Below are 21,679 nucleotides of genomic sequence, written 5' to 3'. Positions count from 1 at the left end.
TAGCACTCGTGGTAAGACAATACTATATACAGGCCTGGTCGTAAGCATGCGGTCGACCCGGCGACTCAACGCCCCTCGAACCGATTCTGATCGATAGGGTAAACTGGTGCTATCACTGATGTTTGATGAGGCACCTATGACATTAGGCCAGAACCGGCTCCTTCTCAACTGCGACATGGGCGAAAGCTTTGGTCCCTGGACCATGGGGCGGGACGAAGAGGTGATGCCACTGGTGGATATGGCCAGTATCGCCTGCGGCTTTCATGCCTCCGACGCGGTCACCATGACCCGTACGGTGCTGTTGGCCAAACAGGCCGGCACCCGCATCGGGGCGCACCCCAGCTACCCGGACCTGGTGGGCTTTGGCCGGCGCAGCATGCAGTGCAGCCCGCGCGAAATCACCGCCCTGGTGCAATACCAGGTCGGGGCGCTGGAGGGCATCAGCCGGGCACAGGGGCAGCCGTTGCACTACGTCAAACCCCACGGCGCCCTCTACAACGACATGATGAAAGACCACGACATTCTTCGCGCCGTACTCGAGGCAGTGGCCTCCTATGACCGGACGCTGTCGTTGGTGGTTTTGGCCCGGACCGACAACACGCCTCTGAGAACAATTGCCGAAGAGTTCGAAGTGCCCCTGTTGTTTGAAGCCTTCGCCGACCGTGCTTACGACCGGGACGGCTTTCTGGTGGCTCGCTCCATTGCGGGTTCGGTCTACCACAATGAGAGTGCCATTCTGGAACAATCCCTGATGCTTGCGCGCGAGGGCGCGGTGAAAACGCTCGAGGGCACACGCATCGAGCTCGAGGCGGATACCCTCTGTGTGCACGGCGACAATGACGAATCGGTCCGCGCAGTGAAGAATCTTCGCGCCGCTCTGGATCGCCACTACGGTGATGCCCCGGCATGACGGCCTGGCGCATCGAGAACGCCGGAGCCGATGCGTTGATCATCCGCTTTGGCGACACCATCGACCCGGCGCAGGTGCCCCGCATTCGGGTGGCCACCGACCGCCTGGCGCAGGGGCTCAAAGGGCAGGTGAAAGACCTGGTGCCCTCCTACACCACCCTGATGGTGGTCTACGATCCGGTGCAGAATGACTTTGACAGCCTCGGCCGGAAAATCACCCGGCTCTTGGGCCAGCTCGACGAACGCCAGCCCCAGGTTGGACGTCTGGTGGAAATCCCCGTCTGGTATGACCCCGAGGTCGGGCCCGACCTGGAGCGCGTGGCCGCGCACCATCAACTCAGTATCGAGGAGCTCATCCGCCGGCACAGCGAGTGCGAGTACGTGGTGTTTGCCATCGGCTTTGCGCCGGGCTTTGCCTATATGGGCCATGCGCCCGAGTCCATCGCGACGCCCCGGCTGGCCACGCCGCGTGAGCGCGTCCCCGTCGGTTCTGTGGCACTGGCCGACCGGCAGACAGCCGTCTACCCCATTGCCACCCCGGGTGGCTGGAACCTTCTGGGTCGCACCGCCATGATCCTGTTCGACCGGGAGCGGGAGACGCTCTGCCCGTTGGCCGCCGGCGACCGGGTCCGCTTTGTACCGGTCGGGCGGGCGCAATTTCTCGAGGCCGGAGGCGTGATCTGATGGCGCGCGAGACGGCGGCTGGCATCCGGGTCATCAACCCCGGCGTCCTGACCCTGGTGCAGGACCTGGGGCGCTTTGGCTATCAGCATCTGGGACTGTCCCCCGGAGGCGCGGCCGACGAGCATGCCTTTCTCTGGGCCAATCGCCTGTTGGGGAATCCGCCCGGCAGCGCCCAGTTGGAAATCTGTCTGGGCGGTCTGCAACTGCAGGCAAAGGTCGCCACCCGCATGGCCATTACCGGCGCCGACTTGCAGGCCACATTGAACGGCCGCGTGCTCGCGCCCTGGCAGACCTTTGCGGTCACGCCCGGTGACCGGCTGCACTTTGGGCATCCCCGTGGGGGTGTGAGGGGTTACCTGGCGGTGCAGGGTGGGTTCGATATTGCGCCCACTTTCGGGTCCGTCTCCACCGTCATGCGCGAACAGATCGGCGGACTGGACGGTTGGGGCCGGCCGCTGGCAAAGGGCGACTTTCTGCCCTGCGCCGAGGGCACGGGCCCTTCGCTACGGGTGCCCTGGCGGTACCTGCCGGACTATCAACGGCCGCTGGTCCTCAGGGTCATTGCGAGCGACCAGTCCGAAGCAGTCGGTGCCGGGCTTTTGGAAAAACTGTGTCAATCTGATTATCAGATTTCGGCCCAGAGCGATCGCATGGGCGTGCGCCTGTCGGGCGAAGCCTTGCGCCCGCAACAGGGCGGCATTGTGTCTGAGGGGCTCGGTTTTGGCACGGTTCAAATACCGCCCGACGGTCAGCCCATCATCATGCTCAAAGACCGTCAGACCATTGGAGGTTACCCCAAGCTGGGTACGGTATTTCCGCTGGATGCCTTCGCTCTGTCGCAGCGTCAGCCGCACACTACAGTGACTTTTGAGCCTATCGCGCTCCATGATGCCCAAGGGAGGCTGGCCCGTTTTTATCGGTTCTTCGGTGTGTGAATGGTCAAAGGCGTCGGATCCATTGTTCCGATTCATTGGCCGAATTCATTGAGAGATCAGCGCCATGTTGGGAACAATCTGTACTAGACTGGATTCTAACGCGTGCTTGTAAGCACTTTCAGGAAAAAGTGATGGACATCAATCTGGGACAGTGACGCAAATGATGGATGTTGAACCCGAACCGAAAAGACGCTACCACACGGCTTACCAAAGCAGTGCGGAGTTTGATCGATCACTCCTGCGCACCATTCAGGAAGCTTCCCCCGATGGCATTCTGGTCGTCGATGGCGATGGCGTTATTGTTTCCTACAACCAGCGTTTTATCGAAACCTGGCAAATCCCCACCGATTACCTCGATGCCAACCTGGATGAAAACGGCACCATCCCCGAAGAGAAGCTGATGAATGCCGCCCTGGCTCAGCTCAAGGACCCGGAAGCGTTCATCCGACGAGTTCAGGAGCTCTATGAGCGCCCGTATGAAGAGGATCACACCGAGCTGGAATTGAGGAACGGGACGGTGCTTGAGCGTCACTCCATGGGGTTGCACGCCGACAACGGGCATTATTTCGGACGGGTCTGGTTCTTCCGCGACATTACCGATCGCAAACAGAGAGAGTGTGTGCTGCGCGATATGGCCTGGTACGACCCCCTGACAAAGGAGCTCAACCGCGGCCACTTTCTCGAACGTGCGAACGAAGAGGTCGAGCGCGCGCAGCGGTCTCACACACCCATCGGCCTGCTGATGCTGGACCTGGACCACTTCAAAGACGTCAACGATCAGTACGGTCACGCGGCGGGCGACAAGGTTCTGGAGGTGGTCTGTAAACGCTGGCGGGCCGCCTTGCGTTCCGTCGACCTGTTGGGGCGGGTAGGGGGCGAAGAGTTTGCCATTCTGCTGCCCGACAGCGACTGGGAAACCACGCAATCGGTGGCGGAACGGCTCCGTGCGGTGGTTGCAGATCAAACGGTCAGCTCGGGAGAGGTTGAGATTGACTGCACACTCAGCGGTGGAGTCGTGCAGGTTCGGCTCGAGGATCAGAACATTCACGATGCCTTGAGCCGCGCAGACGAGGCCCTTTATCGGGCCAAAGCCAATGGCCGAAACCGGATGGAGCCAGAGCACCCGCACCAAAAGTGCCGGGCATAAACCTTATAGCAAACAAACGCTAAAACTTCGCTCAATATTGCAATTTCGTCTTTGAGCTGGAGTGAATCGACCGGCCTTTTTAGTGAGTTGATCATTGGCTGGCCTGCCCGAAGTGGTGTTTACGGTAGGCCAGCGGCGTGGAGCCCAGCATCCGTTTGAAGTGGCGGATGAAACTGCTGTGATCGTAAAAGCCGCAGTCGAGGGCGACCTCTGAAATGGGGGCCGTGCCGGTACGCAGCTGCTCGCAGGCGATCAGAATGCGCAGGCGAATAATATACTCCCGGGGGCTCGCCCCGAAGGTTTCGACAAAACGACGCTCCATCTGTCGTTGGGAAAAACCGAACTGCTGCGCGATATCGGGTATGTTCAGGCGTTCGGCGTAGTGTGAGCGGATATGCTCCACCACCTTGAAAATCGGTCGTTGGTGATGGTCGTGCATGCGTTCATAGCTCTGCACAATGCCACACAAGCCCACCACCTCCCCCTTTCGGTTGAACAGCGGTACTTTATGAGTGACACACCACTCGGGCAGCCCCTCGCGGGTGGGGAAGAGTTCGATCAGGTCGTGTAGCGGCTCGGCCGTGCGAAACACAGCGGCATCATCGCGGCGAAATTTTTCCACCATGTACAGCGGAAAGAGGGTGTCATCCCGGCGACCGTAAAGCGCCTGGGCGCTGGGACAGCCACAGCGCTCGGCAAAGGCCTGATTGCCCGTCATGATGTGGCCGTCGCGGTCTTTGACGAAGTACAGCACGCTGGGCATATACTCGAACAGCAGCCCGGCTGAGTGCCTTGGGTCGAGTTCTGCCAGCCACGTGTCTAATGGAATCATGTCGAAATAATACAATTTTTTTACGACAAGGTACAAGCCACGCCTGGACAATCGGGCTAGCATAAGCCCCAGTCAAAAATCTGAACTTGGGGACATTATTATGCAATTTGGCGCCAGCACCTGGTTGTGGACATCGCCTTTTACCAGTGATCAGGTGGAGCTGCTGCAAAAGATCGCGGAGTTGGGCTTTGATTTTGTGGAATTCCCGGTTGAAGACCCCTCGCATTACGATGTGGATCAGCTCCGCCCGGTCCTGAAGGACCTCGGGCTGGAAGCGGTGGTCTGTACCGCCGTGGTGGGAGATCGCGACCTGAGTAGCGAGTATCCCCAGGTCCGCCGCAGAGCCCTGATGTACTTCGAGTCCTGTCTGAAGCTGGCCGAGGGCCTGGGCTCCAGCGTTCTAGTTGGTCCGCTCTATGCCCCAGTGGCCAAGCCCCGCCTGTCCACAGAAGCGCTGCGCACCGCCGAGTGGGAGCGCTCGGTGGCGAGCCTGGCCCAGCTGTCGAAAACAGCGGGCGAGCTCGGGGTTCGTCTGGGGCTGGAGCCGCTTAACCGCTTTGAAACCGACATGGTCTGCACCGTCGAGGACGCCCAACGCATGCTCGCGGATGTGGGCAGCCCCCACCTGGGCATTGCCCTGGACAGCTTTCACATGAACATCGAAGAAACCGACTTTCGCGCGGCGGTCAAACAGGCCGGGGACCGGCTGGTGCACGTGCAGGTCTCGGACAGCCATCGGGGCGTACCCGGCGACGGCAACAGCGACTGGGCCGGGCTGCGCGAGGGCCTGCGTGCGGTGGGTTACGACGGCAAGCTGTCGATCGAGAGCTTTACCCCGGACGCGTCCGGTCTGGCCGAGGCCGTGTGCATCTGGCGCCGCTTCGCCCCCACCCAGGATGAATTTGCCCGCCGAGGGCTGGAGTTCCTGCGCCGCTGGTGGACGCAGGCATAACCATAAGCTTTACTGAAATATCTGACTAGGAGAGATTGAACCATGGCGAATAACGACAAATTGCGAGTAGGACTGGTTGGCCTGGGCTTTGGTGCCGAGTTCATTCCCATTTACCAGGCGCACCCCAACGCCGAAGTGGTGGCTCTGTGCCAGCGCAACAAAGACAGCCTGAACGAGCTGGCCGACAAGTTTGACGTGGCCGAAAACGGTCGCTATACCACCTACGAAGACATGCTGGCCGACCCCAATGTGGACGCGGTGCACATCAATACCCCCATTGGCGACCACGCCCGGCACAGCATCATGGCGCTAGAGGCGGGCAAGCACGTGGCCTGTACCGTGCCCATGGCCACCACCGTGGAAGATTGCGAGCGCATCGTAAAAGCCGCCAAGGCCAGCGGCAAGACCTACATGATGATGGAAACCGTGGTCTACAGCCGCGAGTACCTGTTCGTCAAAGAGATGTATGACCGTGGCGATCTGGGCCGCATTCAGTTCCTGCAGGCCAGCCACCAGCAGGACATGGAAGGCTGGCCCAGCTACTGGGAGGGCATGCCGCCCATGCACTACGCGACTCACTGCGTCGGCCCCGTACTGGGCCTGCAGCGCAAGCTGGCCAGCCAGGTGCAGTGCATCGGCTCGGGCAAGATCCGCGATGAGTTTGCCAAAATCTACGGCTCGCCCTTTGCGATCGAGTCCTGCCACATTCAGATGAAAGACTCTGACGTGGGCGCGCGCATTTACCGCTCGCTGTTTGACACCGCCCGTCAGTACCGCGAGAGTTTCGATGTCTACGGCTCGGAAAAATCCTACGAGTGGCCCCTGATCGAAGGCGAAGACCCGGTCATGCACACGCGCGGCAAGCCCGAGCCGGATGTGCCAGAGAAAGTCAAAGTGCCGGACTACGCGCACCTGCTGCCGGAAGAGATTCAGTCGTTTACCGGCCAGGGCGTCTACGATGAAGAGCACGAGCACCTGAGCTTCACCCAGGGTGGCGGTCACGGTGGTTCCCACCCGCACCTGGTGCACAACTTCATCCGCGCCGTGCTGGAGAACTACAACGCCTATCCCAATGTGATCGAGTCGGCCAACATCACCTGTGTGGGCATTCTCGCGCACGAATCCGCGATGGCGAATGGCGAACTGAAGCACATGCCGGCGTTTACGCTCGAGGTGGAATAACACCTCGTCGAGAACAACAAAAACAATGATCCAAAGAGACCGGTTGTACCTGACACCAAACTGTGAGAAAGCGGTAATAATATGAATAAACTCAACACAAAGTGGGCCGCCTGGCGGCCCCGCCTTGGCACTTTGCTCCTGTCGGCACTGTTGCTTCCGGCCATCGGCTGTTCCAAAGCAGGCAGTGAACCTGATTCTTCGGCAACGAGCGAAGACGATGGCGTCATCAATCTGTTGTTTATCGGCCACGGCCATCGCGAAGGCGATGGCATCCACATGTCCTACCAGAACGCGCCGCTGTTCAATCAGTCGCTGGGGCGTGAAAAGATCTTCATGGAGTATGTCGAAAATCTCGACCGCTTGAGCGATGAAGGCCTGGCCGACGTGGATGCGGTCATGCTGTACGCCAACTACGGCGAGCTGTCCAGCGAGCGCGAAGAGGCGCTGCTGCGCTTTGTGGAAGAGGGCGGTGCCTTCCTGCCCATCCACAGTGCCAGCGCCTGCTTCGGTCACTCTGATGACTACGTCGACCTGGTCGGCGGCCGTTTCAAGAGCCACGGTGCCGGCGAGTTTACCGCCACCATCGCGCCGGGGCAGGAAGATCACCCGGTCATGCAGGGTTTCGAGCCCTTTGAGACCTGGGATGAAACCTACGTTCACAGCGACCACAACGAAGAAGGCCGCACCGAGCTGATGCTGCGCGAGGAGGAGCCCTGGACCTGGGTGCGCGAGCAGGGCGAGGGCCGGGTGTTCTACACCGCCTACGGCCACGACGAGCGGACCTGGGGGCAACCGGAATTTCACGACCTGTTGATTCGCGGCATTCTCTGGAGTGTGGGCGAGGAAAAGCGCGAGGCCAATCGCGCCCTGGTCGAGACGCTGCCGGAAGCGACCTACCAGGAGGAGGGCACCGTGCCCAACTACCGGCGCATCGAGCCGGCCCCGAAATTCCAGAAAGCCTTCAGCGTTGAAGACTCCATGGCTCTGACCATGGTGCCGGAAGGTTTTGAATTGCAGCTGTTCGTCAGCGAGCCGGATATCGTCAATCCCATCGCCTTCACCTGGGACGAACAGGGCCGCCTGTTCGTACTCGAATCCGTGGACTATCCCAACGACCAGGCGGAAGATGGCAGAGGTAACGATCGTATCAGCGTGTGTGAAGACACCGATGGCGACGGCCAAGCCAATGGCTGCGAAGTGTTCGCCGACGGCTTGAGTGTTCCCACCAGCATCACGCCCCTCAACGGCGGTTTTGTGGTGTCGCAGGCCCCGGACTTCCTGTTCTTCAAAGACACCACCGGTGACGGCAAGGCCGATGTGCGCGAAGTGCTCAACACCGGCTGGGGCACCCGGGATACCCATGCGGGCCCATCCAACCTCGAGTACGGGCACGACAATCGCCTCTGGGGCGCGGTCGGCTACTCCGAAGCGCCGGAAGATGAAGACGGCGAGAGCTTCCAGAACGGCGTCTACCGGATGGATCTCGATGGCACCAACATTGAGCCCATCGGTCAGTTCAACAACAACACCTGGGGCCTGGCCTTCAGTGAAGACTTTGAGGTGTTCGGCTCTACCGCCAACAACGCCCCCATCTTTCATGTCCCCCTGTGGCGCAACTATGTCTACGGCAAAGATGATGCCGTCGCGCCGCAGATGGCCGCCCAGATTGACGACTTCCCGAACGTCTTCCCGTCCACCTACAACTTTCTCCAGGTCGACTTCCATGGCCGCTACACGGCCGGCTCCGGTCTGAGCCTCTATACCGCGCGCGCCTATCCGGAAAAATTCTGGAACCGCGGCGCCTTCATGGGTGAGCCCACGGCGCACCTGCTCGGCCAGTTCTTTATCGATGCACAGCCCGACAGCGTGAGCTATAAAGCCAGAAACCGTGGCTCGATCCTGAGCAGCACCGATGAGTGGCTCTCGCCGGTGTATATGGAAGTGGGCCCCGACGGGCAACTGTGGGTGGCTGACTGGTACAACTTCATCATCCAGCACAACCCGATTCCCTCCAAAGAATCGGCCGGTTTTGATGCCGAAGAAGGCAAGGGCAATGCGCACGTCAACCCGTTGCGCGACCGCGAGCGCGGCCGGATTTATCGTCTGGTGGCCAAAGATGCGCCCGACTACCAGCCGCTGGATCTGAGCGATGCCGATACCGCGACCCTGGTGGACACCCTGTCCAACGACAACATGTTCTGGCGCATGACCGCCCAGCGCCTGTTGGTCACCGAAGAGCGCACCGATGCCGTTCCGGCACTGCGGGCCATACTGACCGGCAAGCCTGAGCGCGACTCATTGGGGCTGGACGTGGCCTCCATTCATGCCATCTGGACCCTGCACGGGCTGGGCGCCTTTACCGCGACCTCCGATGAAGCGTCCGAAGCCGTACAGAGCGCGCTGGCTCACCCCTCCGGCGCCACCCGCAAAAACGCGGTACAGGCACTGGTGGAAAACGACACGCCCATCGATCTGGCGCTTGCGGCCGAGTCGCTTGAGGATGAAGAACCGCGCGCACGGCTGTGGGCGCTGCTGGCACTCGCCGGGCAGGAACCGTCGGAGCAGGCGGGCGAGCAGCTGCTGCGTCAACGTACCGAACTGCCCATCGACGAGTGGTCGGCACAGGCGTTCACCCTCGCGGCGCTGACCCATGATGCCCACTACTGGCAGGCGATGATCAACCCGGACATCACCTTCGAGGGCAACCTGCTGAACAACTTTGAAAATCACGAGCAGACGCCCGAATACATCCTGACCAAACGCTTTCTCGCCGACGATGTCGACGATCTGACCGACACCCTGCAGGACTGGTCCGAGCTGCCCACCGAGCGTCTGGGTTTGATGAGCCTGGTGGTGTTGGACCTCTGGCGCGAACGGGGCGCCGAGCCCAGCGATTCAGAGCTGACCGCTTTTCAGGCGCTGGTTGACAAGCTGGGCAGCGACGCACAAATGGCGCTCAAGCTGCGCTCGCCGGGATTGGAGCTGAACTTCGACCAGGTTGAGGAAGAGGCTTACGCCGAATACAGTGAAGAACACGGCTTCGAGCCGACTTTCAGGGAGTGGAGCAGTGCCTCGAGAGGTGAAACCCTCTACCAGCAGCACTGCGCGGGCTGTCACGGCGGCGATGCCGGGGGGGATCGAGCCCAGGCGGCACCGCCCATCGCGGGCATGGAAGAGTGGTATGCGCAGACCCAGCTGCAGAAGTTTCACGCCGGCGTGCGCGGCACACACTTCCGCGATCCCGATGGCATTTCCATGCGAGCGGCTCTCGAGTTCCTGAAAACCGAACCCGAGCCCATGCGCCCCATTGCCGATCTGGCGGATTACTTGAATACCCTGGAGCGCAGAGAGACCTCGGCGACCGTAGAGGGCAATGCCGAGCTGGGTGAGCAGCACTATGGCAGCTGCGCCTCCTGCCACGGCGCCGAAGGTCAGGGCAACCGCGACCTGGGCGCCCCGGCCCTCGCCGGCCAGGCCGACTGGTACCTGCTGAAGCAACTGGAAAACTACCGCTCCGGCGCCCGCGGCTCAGACCCGCGCGACGAGCTCGGCCAGCAGATGGCAACCTTCGCCAACATGCTACCCGACGACCAGGCGCTGAAAGATGTCGTAGCCTACATCAGAACCCTGGAAGGCGAGGACTAACCCCCAACCTTATCCGCCCTACACTACTTTCCGTAGGGCGGATAAGCCTAAGGCGCATCCGCCGCAACCCAACGCAACCGTTACCTCCTTTCCATAACCTGATCGCCGCCCTGGCCAAATCCCTCAAAACCTATATCTACTCAACTTCCCCCTCCGACTCCTTCGCAATATTCCGAAACGCCTCCACCAACGTCTCAGAATCCTGCGCACCAGAAATCAGATACTGATCATTCACGATAAACCCCGGCACAGCCGTAACACCGGCGCGCTGATACGTCTGCTCCTCGTCCATGACCGCCTGGGCGAAATCGTCGCTCTCCAGAACCCGCTGCGCCTCGTCCGCATCCAGCCCGGCGGCCTCGGCGCAGCCGAGCAACACCCCGGTTTTGGAGACGTCCTCGGCACGCCCGAAATAGGCCTCGAACAGTGCTTTCTTCATGAAAGTGGCCTTATCGTGGGTGGCGGCCCACTTGACCAGCCGGTGGGCATCAAAGGTATTGCAGGTATAGCGCTCCTGCATCTTCTCAAAGTTGATCCCCAGCGACCTGGCAATGGCCATCATATCGGCCTGGGCGTCCCGCATCTCCGACTCCGGCCGGCCGTACTTGCGCGCCAGCGCCGGCAGAATGGGCTCGGGCTCGGCGTCATCGTCCGGGTTCAGCTCAAAGGCCCGCCACTGCTCGGTAAACTCGATCTCCCCCGCCAGCGCCTGCTTCGCCCGATCCAGCCGGGCGTAGCCAATGGCACACCAGGGGCAGGCAATGTCGGACACGATATCGATATGTAGATGCTTCATGGGGGGCTCCGGATCAGGTGATCTTTGAGTGTAGCAGAGGTGCTATAAGGTAGGTGACGGCGGATAGAGCCGTATTCAACCCCCATCTCACTTTGCCCACAGCAAGGCTTCTGATCGGCTCCCTCTTTATAGCATCAGCCTCCGGCCCTGCACCGTCAAGGAGCGCAAAGATTGTGCCTGACAGATTAAGACCATTTTGGCATTGGTGAGCAAGTGATTTTGAATGGTAGATAGGTGGACCACTAGCCCGTCCTGTCTGCCGTCTCTCAGAGGGTCTTTAATCCCAGTGACTTTAAATAGTTGTAAGTGGGGTCGTAGTAGTCGTGGGGCCGAGTCGCGTCATTGCCGTCTCCTTCGGGCACGACGACTACCATGCCTTGTCGCGCACGCGTCAGGAGCACTCGGTAAGCGTTCTCTAAGTAGCGTTTTCGATCAACCTTATTGATCCGGGTCCATCGTGAGCCACGGAATTGGTTGTGCGCCCATTGGTCGCCGTTGAAACGAAGGTCTCCATCCCATACAACACAGGCCCAGTCTAGCTCCAGGCCTTGAACCTGAAATTCCGTGGCAACGTCCTCGAGATAATAGGAAGATCGGGTGTCTTCTTTTCCTTCGAGAAACCATTTTACGGGGTCAGTTTTAACACGGACGTCGATGGCGTGGGGCTTAAGGCGTTCTGCACGTGAAGAGACGACAATTCCATAGCGCTCCGAACCTCGGGCCTGTTGGCGAAGCCACTGTTTGGCGCGGGACAGGTTTCGAGTAAGCACAATGGGGTAGCGCTCCTGGAGGCCAGAAAGAGTGGCTTTAGCAGATTCGACTTCGAGGTCGAGCACTTCACGCACGAAGCGGCTTAGTGTTTCGGCGCGAAACGAGCGCATTGAGGTGGCGAGGTGTAAATTGCTATCCACGTAGGTATTAGGGCGGTGAATTATTCGCTGAAACGTCTCTCCGCCTCGGTACTCTGCTTCGGTAAGGTTCGATGATAAATAGACATCCCACGATTGAAAACGCTTCAATATGGCGTCGAACCACTCACTAATGCCAGCCTCTCCAGTATTTATTTCCTGTCCGCTGCCTACCAGACAAATTACGACAGACCAATCGTGATGGCGGTCAAGACAGGAAATTAGGAACTCCGGTTCAGACTGATTAAAATCCGGTTTTCCTTTCTTTTGCTGCATAAAGCTACTAGTTTGCGAGAGGGTCCAGGCTCGTTGAGCTTCGTCAAATAAAACGACGTGTTCGGGAGGGGCGCCAGCGTCATTTAAATACTCATCGCGGAAATGATGCACGTTCTGAATAAAGGTTTCGACTTCTTTCTTGGCGTCGCCTTTACGTATGACGTTTCCCAATTGGCGGGTCTGTTCCACTCGGTCCCGGGTTAATGCTTCACGCAATACCGCCACTAACGGTCCATTGCCCGACAAGAATACGCTGTAAGTCTCGCTGTTGGGATTGAGGTGCCGGGTGGCCACGTCCAGTCCTACCAGCGTCTTGCCAGCGCCGGGAACTCCGGTCACGAAGCAGATCGCTTTTCGACGTTCACTGCGAGAGTGCTCAATGATAGTGTCGACCTTCTTGGCGGTGACCTGCAGATTCTGCGCGCCAGCGTCGCTGCGTGATATATCTTCTACCGCATGTCCGGCGTAGAGCGCGCGGGCTGCCTCAACGATGGTTGGAGTTGGCATGTATCGGCCACGCTCCCAAGCTTCCGCATCAATAAGTGGAGCGCGAAAATGAGCTAGGCCGTTGTGGATGATATCCCCGATTTGACTGGGCGCTACGCAGGTTGGTTGAGTCAGCCCGTCGTTATGGGTGCTAGAACATATCGTCACAGGTTGCCTGGGGGCTTCTGTCGCAATCAATACAGGAATAATATTCAGAGCGTGACTGGCGTCGTGGAAATTCTTAAAATCAAGCGCGTAGTCCCATACTTGATCAAGTGCCGAACGGTTAAAAGTGGATTCACCCGCTTTGAACTCTAAGATAAACATGATGTGTCCGATTATCAGTACAACATCGGCGCGACGACCTAACCTCGGCACGGTGAGCTCGAAGTAAATGCGAGCTTCTGAAGCCAGCGACTCCGGGAACGCAACAGATTTCATAATGCGAATCTGATCGCTCCAGGCATTCCTCTGAGTGGATTCAATGCTGCCAAGGGAGTGCCTGCCCAGCTCTCCTAGTATCGAGTCTGCATCCTTTTGAAGGAAATGCTCCAGCTTTTCGCCGTACATCCATCGGCGAATGATGCCGTTGGAGTTCTCTAGGCTATATTCCATGTTTTAACTGTGCCTTTTGGTGTTATGTCAGGGTGGCAAATCAACTTTGGCCCACATAGAGAGCTATATGGGGACTTTAATGCCATTAGCCTAGCATCTCTTCCAAATACTGTTCCATTTAAGGCCTCTTCCGCTTGACTGTATCTCAAATGAGATACAAAATGAAGCATGCTTAGTTTTGGAGGTAGCAATCATGGCCCATACATCAATGTTGCATGTCCGGGTAGATGACAAACTCAAAGCGGATGCGGCACAAAAGCTGGCCGATGTTGGCCTGACGGTGTCAGACGCTGTCCGTATTCTGTTGACCCGTGTCAGCAAAGAAGGGGGATTGCCCGCAGGCCTTACAACTGATCAGGAGGCGCATGACGTCTGGTTCCGCGAGAAGGTCCTGGAGGCTTTGGCGGACACGGGAGCGGGAAGCCCTCATCAACAGGTTGTCGGTGAGGCCCTGGCTTTAATTGAAGGGAAGCAAAATAGTGACTGACGTAAGGTGGTCGGTACCGGTTGCGGCGGATGCGCCTGCGGCTTATCCGCCCTACGGAAAGTTTAGGTGGAGAAGAAAAGCTCCAGACGCACCTGCTGTCCCCCCGGGAAATTATTACTCTCTTAACCCAGAACGTCCCTTAAATACTGTCCCGTATAAGACCGCTTGCGCTTGACCAATGTCTCCGGCCTACCTTGGGCGATCACTCTGCCGCCCTGGCTACCTCCTTCCGGCCCCATATCAATCACCCAATCCGCCTCGGCAATCACGTCCAGGTTGTGCTCAATCACCAGCACGGAGTTGCCCGCGTCCACCAGCCGATGCAGCACATGCAGGAGTTTGTCCACGTCGGCCATATGCAGGCCGACGGTGGGTTCGTCGAGGACGTAGAGGTTGTGGGCTGACCTTCTTCCTTTGTTGTCTTCCGGGGTCATGTTGGCTTTGCTGAGTTCGGCCACGAGTTTGATGCGCTGGGCCTCCCCGCCGCTCAGGGTGGGGCTTTGTTGGCCCAGGGTCAGGTAGCCGAGGCCCACATCCTGCAGCAGGCGCAGGGCGTGGTGGACTTTGGTGATGGGGGCGAAGAACTCGACGGCTTCGTCGATGTTCATGGCGAGGACGTCGCCGATGTGTTTGCCCTTGTAGGTGACGCTCAGGGTCTCGTCGTTGAAGCGCCAGCCGTGGCACACGTCGCAGGGCACGCGCACGTCGGGCAGGAAGTTCATTTCGATTTTCTGTTCACCCTGGCCGCCGCAGGCGCTGCAGCGTCCGTCGCCCGCATTGAAGGAAAAGCGGGCGGGGGTGTAGCCGCGCAGTCTCGCGTCCACAGTGCCGGCAAAGAGTTTGCGGATGGTGTCCCAGATGCCGATGTAGGTGGCCGGGCAGGAGCGCGGGGTTTTGCCGATGGGGGTCTGGTCGACTTCCAGGATGCGGTCGACGCTTTCCCATCCGGTGATCTGGCTCGCACCGGTCCAGGTCTGTTTGGTTTTGCGTTTCTGGGCGATGGCCTGTTTCAGGTTGGGGTAGAGCACGCCGCGTATCAGGGTGCTTTTGCCGCTGCCGCTGACGCCGGTGATGGTCACCAGTTGCCGCAGGGGCACACTCACATTGACCTTGCGCAGGTTGTTCTGGTGAGCGCCCTCGATGTGCAGGCTCTCCTTGTCCCAGAGCTGGCGCATGGTGGTGTTGCGCAGGTCGGGCATGGGGTGCCGCAGGGGTTCGGAGAGCATCTGCCCGGTGAGGGAGCGCTTGTTGCCCATGACCTGTTTGAGGCTGCCGTGGGCCACCACTTCGCCGCCGTTGATGCCCGCGCGCGGGCCCATGTCGATCAGGTGGTCGGCTTCGCGGATGGTGTCTTCGTCGTGCTCGACCACCACCACGGTGTTGCCCTGTTGTTGCAGCTCGCGCAGGGTTTCGATCAGTTTGCGGTTGTCCCGGGTGTGCAGGCCGATGGTGGGCTCGTCCAGTACGTAGCACACGCCCTGGAGGCTGGAACCCAGTTGCGCGGCCAGACGGATGCGCTGGGCTTCGCCGCCGCTCAGGGTGGGCGCGGCGCGGTCCAGACTCAGGTAGTCGAGCCCGACTTTCTGCAGAAACTGCAGGCGGCTGTGCATTTCGGTCAGCAGGTCACGGGCGATGGCCTGTTCATTGGTTTTCAGTTTGAGGGTTTTGAACCACTGCTCGGCGGCGTCCACCGGCAGTGAGGCCAGCTCGGCGATGGAGCGGTCGCGAAAGCGCACGGCCAGAGCCGTTGGGTTCAGGCGTTGGCCGTCGCAGCTTGGACAGGTTTTTTCGGTGCCCTGCTCCTCATCCGGCAGCCAGGTGCGTTCCTCGCCGGTCTGCTCCTCGTCAAAGCCTTTGATGATCTGCCCAGTGCCGTAGCAGCGCTGGCACCAGCCGTGTTTGGAGTTGTAGGAGAACAGGCGCGGGTCCAGCTCGTCGAAACCGTTGCCGCAGCTGGGGCAGGCGCGCTTGGTGGAGAACAGCCGTTCGCCTGCGGCCTGTTTGCCGGTTCGTTTATCAACCGGGGCGACAATCACAATCCCGTTGCCCAGATCCAGTGCCTGTTCCAGGCCGTCCATCAATTGCCGCTCGCTGTTGGCCGAGACGGTCACGTCCATCAGTGGCAGTTCGATGTTGTGCTCGCGGTAGCGGTCCAGCTTGGGCCAGTTGTCGGTGGGTTGATACTCGCCATCCACCCGCAGTTTCGTGTAGCCGCGCGCGGCGGCCCATTCGGCCAGTTCGCGGTAGATGCCTTTGCGCGCCACCACCATGGGGGCGAGCAGCGTGACTTCGCGCTGGCGATAGTCTTTTTGCACCCGCGCCAGAATGGCGGCGGGGGTCTGCGGTTCGATGGGTACTTCGCATTCCGGGCAGTGTTGGGTGCCGAGCTTGACGTATAGCAACCGCAGGTAGTGATAGATTTCGGTCAGGGTCGCCAGGGTGCTTTTGCGACCGCCGCGACTGGTGCGCTGCTCGATGGCCACGGCCGGGGGAATGCCGTAGATGGCATCCACATCCGGGCGCGAGGCGGGCTGCACAAACTGCCGGGCGTAGGCGTTCAGGGATTCCAGGTAGCGGCGCTGGCCTTCGCCAAAAATCAGATCAAAGGCGAGGGTGCTTTTACCACTGCCGCTCACACCGGAGATGACGGTGAGTTTATCGCGCGGAATGGTGACGTCGATATTCTTCAGGTTGTGTTCGCGCGCATGGTGCACGCTGATCACCTGATCGGTTTTGCGTTTGCGTTTCTTGGTGGGCGCGGGCAGGGCGATGCCCTGGGTCAGGGACTCTTCGTACTCGCGCAATGCCTGGGCGGTGTAGCCTTTGTTGCTCGCCATAATCTGGGCGGGCGTGCCCGTCGCCAGCAACTCGCCGCCGGCGTCACCGCCTTCCGGGCCGATGTCGATCAACCAGTCCGAGGCGCGAATGACATCCAGATTGTGTTCGATCACCAGCAGCGAATGGCCTGCGGTCTGCAACTGGCGGAAGGCGCCCATCAGGGTGGCGATATCGGCAAAGTGCAGACCAGTGGTGGGCTCGTCGAACAGAAACAGGATATGTTCTTTGTCTTTGGCCTTGGTGTTAGCCAAATGCCCGGCCAGTTTCAGTCGTTGCGCTTCGCCGCCGCTGAGGGTGGGCACGGCCTGGCCCAGTTGCACATAGTCCAGGCCTACGTCCGCCAGTGGTTGCAGGCTGCGCTGCACTTCGGGTTTGTCCTGAAAAAACTCCAGCGCTTCGGCCACGGTCATCGCCAGGGCGTCGGCAATTGACAGCGCCCGGCGACCCTCGTCGGCATCCTGCAGCAGTTTCACTTCCAGAATCTCATCGCGGAAGCGTTTGCCGTCGCAGTCCGGACAGCGCAGGTACACATCGCTCAGAAACTGCATTTCCACATGCTCGAAGCCGTTGCCCTGACAGGTGGGGCAGCGGCCATTGCCGGAGTTGAAACTGAAAGTGCCCGGGGTATAGCCGCGCTCTTTGGCCAGCGGTGTGGCAACAAAGAGTTTGCGGATGGCATCGAAGGCGCCCACGTAGGTGGCGGGCGTGGAGCGGGTGGTTTTGCCGATGGGGCTCTGGTCCACCATCACCGCCCGGTCGATCTGCTCCAGCCCGTCGATGCGCTGGTACACGCCGGGTGCTTCGGTCTGTTCGCCCAGGTGTTTGAGAATCGCCGGGTAGAGGATCTGGCGCATCAGGGTGGATTTACCGGAACCGCTCACACCGGTCAGGCACACCAGCTGTTTCAACGGAATGGTCACGTCGATGTTTTTCAGGTTGTGTTCGCTGGCGCCGTGGATGGTCAACGACTGTTTTTCTGTCGCGCCCTCGATGGCCTGGGGGCTCGACACCTGTTCCTTGCCGCTCAGGTAGCGGGCGGTGAGGTTGCCCGCCTTGCGCATCAATGCGTTGGGCGTGCCGAAGAATTCGATATTGCCGCCGTGGCGGCCCGGGCCGGGGCCGATATCCAGAATACGGTCGGCGGCGAGGATCACCTGGGGGTCGTGCTCCACCACCAGCAGGGAGTTGCCGGCATCGCGCAGGCGGTGCAGCACTTTGACCAGCCGCTGTATGTCACGCGGGTGCAGGCCGGTACTGGGTTCGTCCAGCACGAACAGGGTGTTCACCAGAGAGGTGCCCAACGCCGTGGTCAGGTTGATACGCTGCACTTCGCCGCCGCTCAGGGTGCGGGACTGGCGGTCCAGGGTCAGGTAGTCCAGGCCCACTTCGCACAGGTAGCCCAGGCGCGAGCGGATTTCTTCCAGCAGGAGTTGGGTGGGCTCGTCCGCGTTGGCGTTGCCCATGGTTTCAAAAAAGTCGGCGCAGCGGGCCAGGGGCAGTTGCATCACATCGGCGATGTTCAGGCCCGGCAACTGGTTGAAGCGTTCCTTCGGCAGCTGGTTGCCCTGGGGCACAAAACGGGCGCGGCCGGTCAGCGCCTGCTCGGCGGCCTCAAACGAGCCGACCCGCCACCAGAGCGAGCTGGGCTTCAGGCGAGCGCCGCCGCATTCCTTGCAGGGGGTGTAGGCGCGGTATTTGGACAGCAGTACCCGGATGTGCATTTTGTAGGACTTGCTTTCCAGCCAGTCGAAAAACTCCCGGATGCCGTACCAGACGCCTTTGTCCCAGCCGCCTTCGCCCTGGATGACCCACTGTTTCTGGTCTTCGCTCAGTTCGGCCCAGGGTTTGGTGATGGGAATACCGCGCTTTTTGGCGAAGCGGATCAGGTCTCGCTGGACTTCGTTGAAGGAGGGCGTCTGGATCGGTTTGATCGCGCCGTCTTTCAGGCTTTTGCGCTCGTCCGGAATCACCAGGCCATAGTCAACGCCAATGATGCGACCAAAGCCCCGGCAGCTCTCGCAGGCGCCCAGGGGCGAGTTGAAGGAGAATTGACTGGGGCCGGGCTCCGGGTAGTCGATATCGCAGCTCGGGCAGTGGTGGTGGCTGGAAAAACGCTGCGGCTTGCCCACGCGCTTGTCCGCATCCATAGGGTAGACCCGCACGTGCCCCTTGCCGTAGTGCAGGGCGGTTTCCACGGCTTCGGTCAGTCGGCCCCGGTTGGCGTCGGTCAGCTTGAGCCGGTCCTGCACCACCTCCACCCGGTGGCCGTCGCGCTGGTGGACCCGGGTGTAGCCCTGTTGGCCCAGCAACTGCAGGACCTCATCGTCACTCAGGGTTTCCGGCACCTTGATGGGCAGGCACACCATCAGCCGCTGGTCGGCGGGCCAGTCCCGGTAGAGCGCCTCCACCACGCTCTGGGAGGTGTCCTTGACCACCTCGCGCCCGCAGCCCTGGCAATACAGGTGCGCCAGCCGGGCAAACAGCAGTTTGAGGTAGTCGTTGAGCTCGGTCATGGTGCCCACGGTGGAGCGGGAGGTGCGCACCGTGTTGCTCTGCTCGATGGCGATGGCCGGCGGGATGCCGTCGATCAGGTCCACCGCGGGCTTGTCCATCCGGTCCAGAAACTGGCGCGCGTAGGCGGAGAAGGTCTCCACGTAGCGGCGCTGGCCCTCGGCGTAGATGGTGTCGAATGCCAGGGTGGACTTGCCCGAGCCGCTCACCCCGGTCACCACCACCATTTCCCCCAGGGGGATATCCAGATCCAGGTTCTTGAGGTTGTTCTGGCGAGCGCCGCGGACAATGATGGCATCGTGGGACATAGAGGGGGCTGGCTCCGGTGTTGACTGAGAGACTCAATATACGGGAGTTGGGCAATACGACCAAGGCCCGGATTTGGATAAGGCACTGTCCAGAAAGTTTGATCGGGCGGTGCCCTGTGAGGAGAGGGCCATTGCCGGCTGCGGCCATCTTATTGTCACATTGTATTTAAGGCAGGTTCTGCTAGTATCCCAGCATCATAAGTAAATTGATAAGGGGTTGCTATGAACCGTCTTTCCCGCCTGTGCCTGTCGGCACTCCTGCTGTTCACTCTCGTGGCCTGCTCCACACCTACCGATAAGCCCGACCAGGCTGGCGTCCGCACCTGGGAGATGCAGCAGTTGGTCTTCCACGCCGAGAATCCCTACGACAACCCCTATACCGAGGTGGACGTCTGGGTGCGTCTCAAAGGCCCGGATTTTGACAAGCGGGTTTACGGCTTCTGGGACGGCGGCAACCGCTTCGTGGTGCGCCTGGTGGCCACCGAACCGGGCGAGTGGACCTGGGAGCTGGAGTCCAATCAGCCGGAAGACGCCGGACTGAATGACCGCCAGGGGGGCTTTACGGCCACCGGCTGGAGCGAGGCGGAAAAGCGGGAGAATCCCAACCGGCGCGGCTTTGTCGGTGTGAGCGAGAACGGCCACGCGCTGGAGTATGCCGACGGCACGCCCTATTTTATGGTGGGCGACACCTGGCTGGCCGGCTCCACTTGGCGACTGCCCTTCCGCGACGCCGCCACCTCGGACGACTACGATCCGGGCCCGGGCATCGGCTTTGAAGATGCGGTCAATTACCGCAAGAACCAGGGCTTCAACTCGGTCAGCATGATTGCCGCCTTCCCGAATTGGGAGGCGGACCTGAACCCGAGCACCTATGCGGACGAGAACGGCATTTATCTGCGCAACGCCTGGGAAAAATTCGGGTATGACGTCTCCGACGAGCAGGGCACCGATGCCTCCGGGGGCGTCAGTTACTGGGGCACCTTCACCGCCAAGAACATGCGCGATGAGTACGGTCACCTGCCGTTTGCGCCCTCGGAGGAGCACGCCGGGGTATCGGATTTCAATCGCCTGACGCCGGCCTATTTCCAGAGCCTGGACAAGAAAATGGCGCACCTGTCCGAGGTGGGCTTTGTGCCCCTGCTGGAAACCGTGCGGCGCGATGTGGGGCCCTCCTGGGATGCCTATTTTGATTTCAAGGAAAGTTTCGCCCGCTACGCCCAGTACCTGATTGCCCGCTACGGCGCCTACAACTTTGTGTTCAGCGGCATTCACCTGGACTGGGTGCCGGAGGACTTCAGCCTCACCGCCGATCAGTTCAACGAGGCGTTGACCTATCACCTGGAAACCTACGGTCGCCCGCCCTTCGGTCAGATCCATACGGTGCTGATCGACCGGGCCACGCACACCACTCTGGGTTCCGGCGACGAGGTCCCCTGGCTGGATATGCACAGCGTGGGCAACAAGCCGCGCGACCATCGGGTGGGAGAGAACCTGGAAGCGCAGTTCTTCCTCGAGGACCCGCCCCGGCCCACGATCAACTTCGAGCCCTATTACACCGGCTGGCTGCACGAGATCAACAAACCCGGCGGCGAGGAGCCGCCGCCCAACTCGCAGCGGGACAATTATTTTGCCCGGGCGCAGATGTTCGGCTCCGTGCTTTCGGGTGGCCTGGCCGGGCACGTGCACGGCACCGCCGCCTATGACATTACCACCACCGGGGAGCCCGACGGCGCCCGGCCCCATATCTGGGACGCGCTGCGCTACGAGTCGGCGAACTACATGCAGCATCTGCACACGTTCATGTTATCCGAAGGGACGCGCTATCAGGAGCTGATTCCCGCCACCGACGACATTGCCCCGCGCAAAGCGCCCGATGCGCCGGAAGACGGGCTGGATGGCTGGTCCTACATGATGCGCACCGCCGAGGCGGATCTGGCCCTGCTTTACTTCGAGAACGCCTCGGTGGCACCGGCGCTCAGTGGTTTCAGCCCGGACGAGTCCTACACTCTGCGCTGGTTTGATCCGCTACAGGGGCAGTGGCAGGAGCCGACGACTGTGACCGCGACGGCGGATGGCGTGATTGAGCTTGAGGCCTTCCCCGGCGGTACGGCGCTGGCCGGGCGGGACTGGGCGCTCAAACTGGTCCGCCAATAACAACATAAGGAACG

13 protein-coding genes are annotated in these 21,679 nt (G+C 60.5%); 9 read left to right on the top strand and 4 right to left on the bottom strand.

What is annotated here, in order from left to right; translation table 11 throughout:
- Positions 1-136 precede the first annotated feature (136 nt).
- The 4 genes from AAE484_RS05740 (at position 137) to AAE484_RS05725 (ending at position 3,675) form a co-directional block, all read left to right on the top strand.
- Positions 137-910 carry a 5-oxoprolinase subunit PxpA gene (locus AAE484_RS05740; protein ID WP_341937390.1) on the top strand — a complete coding sequence of 258 codons (774 nt, stop codon included), beginning with the start codon at positions 137-139 and terminating at the stop codon, positions 908-910.
- Positions 907-1,593, top strand: a complete 687-nt coding sequence (pxpB, locus tag AAE484_RS05735; protein ID WP_341937389.1) for a 5-oxoprolinase subunit PxpB — start codon at positions 907-909, stop codon at positions 1,591-1,593. The genes AAE484_RS05740 and pxpB overlap by 4 nt, the downstream gene beginning before the upstream one ends.
- Positions 1,593-2,528: a 5-oxoprolinase subunit C family protein gene (locus AAE484_RS05730; protein WP_341937387.1), complete on the top strand. Its 936-nt coding sequence runs from the start codon at positions 1,593-1,595 to the stop codon at positions 2,526-2,528. Before pxpB ends, AAE484_RS05730 begins: the two co-directional genes overlap by 1 nt.
- A gap of 160 nt (positions 2,529-2,688) precedes the next feature.
- Complete coding sequence (locus AAE484_RS05725; RefSeq protein ID WP_341937386.1) at positions 2,689-3,675, top strand: sensor domain-containing diguanylate cyclase; 987 nt, start codon at positions 2,689-2,691, stop codon at positions 3,673-3,675.
- Between the two features lie 91 nt (positions 3,676-3,766).
- On the opposite strand, the gene AAE484_RS05720 is transcribed toward AAE484_RS05725, so the two are convergent.
- Entirely contained in the window at positions 3,767-4,507 is a 741-nt protein-coding gene (locus AAE484_RS05720) for an AraC family transcriptional regulator (protein ID WP_341937385.1), read from the bottom strand.
- A gap of 100 nt (positions 4,508-4,607) precedes the next feature.
- Here AAE484_RS05720 and AAE484_RS05715 point away from each other — a divergent pair, with 100 nt between their 5' ends.
- The 3 genes from AAE484_RS05715 (at position 4,608) to AAE484_RS05705 (ending at position 10,286) form a co-directional block, all read left to right on the top strand.
- The gene (locus AAE484_RS05715) at positions 4,608-5,459 is read left to right on the top strand and encodes a sugar phosphate isomerase/epimerase family protein (protein WP_341937384.1); all 852 of its coding nucleotides are present in this window, start codon (positions 4,608-4,610) and stop codon (positions 5,457-5,459) included.
- Between the two features lie 42 nt (positions 5,460-5,501).
- Positions 5,502-6,641 (top strand): Gfo/Idh/MocA family protein, encoded by a 1,140-nt coding sequence (locus AAE484_RS05710; RefSeq protein WP_341937383.1) that lies wholly within the window; start codon positions 5,502-5,504, stop codon positions 6,639-6,641.
- A gap of 81 nt (positions 6,642-6,722) precedes the next feature.
- Positions 6,723-10,286: a PVC-type heme-binding CxxCH protein gene (locus AAE484_RS05705; RefSeq protein WP_341937382.1), complete on the top strand. Its 3,564-nt coding sequence runs from the start codon at positions 6,723-6,725 to the stop codon at positions 10,284-10,286.
- 136 nt (positions 10,287-10,422) lie between these two features.
- Here AAE484_RS05705 and AAE484_RS05700 read toward each other — a convergent pair whose 3' ends face one another.
- Positions 10,423-11,082, bottom strand: coding sequence for a DsbA family oxidoreductase (locus AAE484_RS05700; RefSeq protein ID WP_341937381.1), 660 nt, complete (start codon positions 11,080-11,082; stop codon positions 10,423-10,425).
- A gap of 266 nt (positions 11,083-11,348) precedes the next feature.
- Entirely contained in the window at positions 11,349-13,367 is a 2,019-nt protein-coding gene (locus tag AAE484_RS05695) for a DUF2075 domain-containing protein (protein ID WP_341937380.1), read from the bottom strand.
- Positions 13,368-13,560: 193 nt separating this feature from the next.
- Here AAE484_RS05695 and AAE484_RS05690 point away from each other — a divergent pair, with 193 nt between their 5' ends.
- On the top strand, positions 13,561-13,854 hold the full coding sequence (locus tag AAE484_RS05690; RefSeq protein ID WP_341937379.1) for a type II toxin-antitoxin system RelB/DinJ family antitoxin: 294 nt from the start codon (positions 13,561-13,563) through the stop codon (positions 13,852-13,854).
- Positions 13,855-13,976: 122 nt separating this feature from the next.
- Here the strand turns inward: AAE484_RS05690 and uvrA are convergent, their stop codons facing one another.
- Entirely contained in the window at positions 13,977-19,511 is a 5,535-nt protein-coding gene (gene uvrA, locus AAE484_RS05685; RefSeq protein WP_341937378.1) for an excinuclease ABC subunit UvrA, read from the bottom strand.
- A 222-nt stretch (positions 19,512-19,733) separates the two neighbouring features.
- On the opposite strand from uvrA, the gene AAE484_RS05680 reads away from it, so the two are divergent.
- Positions 19,734-21,665, top strand: coding sequence for a DUF5060 domain-containing protein (locus AAE484_RS05680; protein ID WP_341937377.1), 1,932 nt, complete (start codon positions 19,734-19,736; stop codon positions 21,663-21,665).
- Positions 21,666-21,679: the final 14 nt, after the last annotated feature.

Origin of the sequence: Marinimicrobium sp. C2-29, assembly GCF_038419845.1 — a bacterium.
Classification (GTDB): domain Bacteria; phylum Pseudomonadota; class Gammaproteobacteria; order Pseudomonadales; family Cellvibrionaceae; genus Marinimicrobium.
The sequence above is the reverse complement of the archived record's forward strand: the minus strand, read 5'-3'. Positions and strand labels throughout refer to the sequence as shown.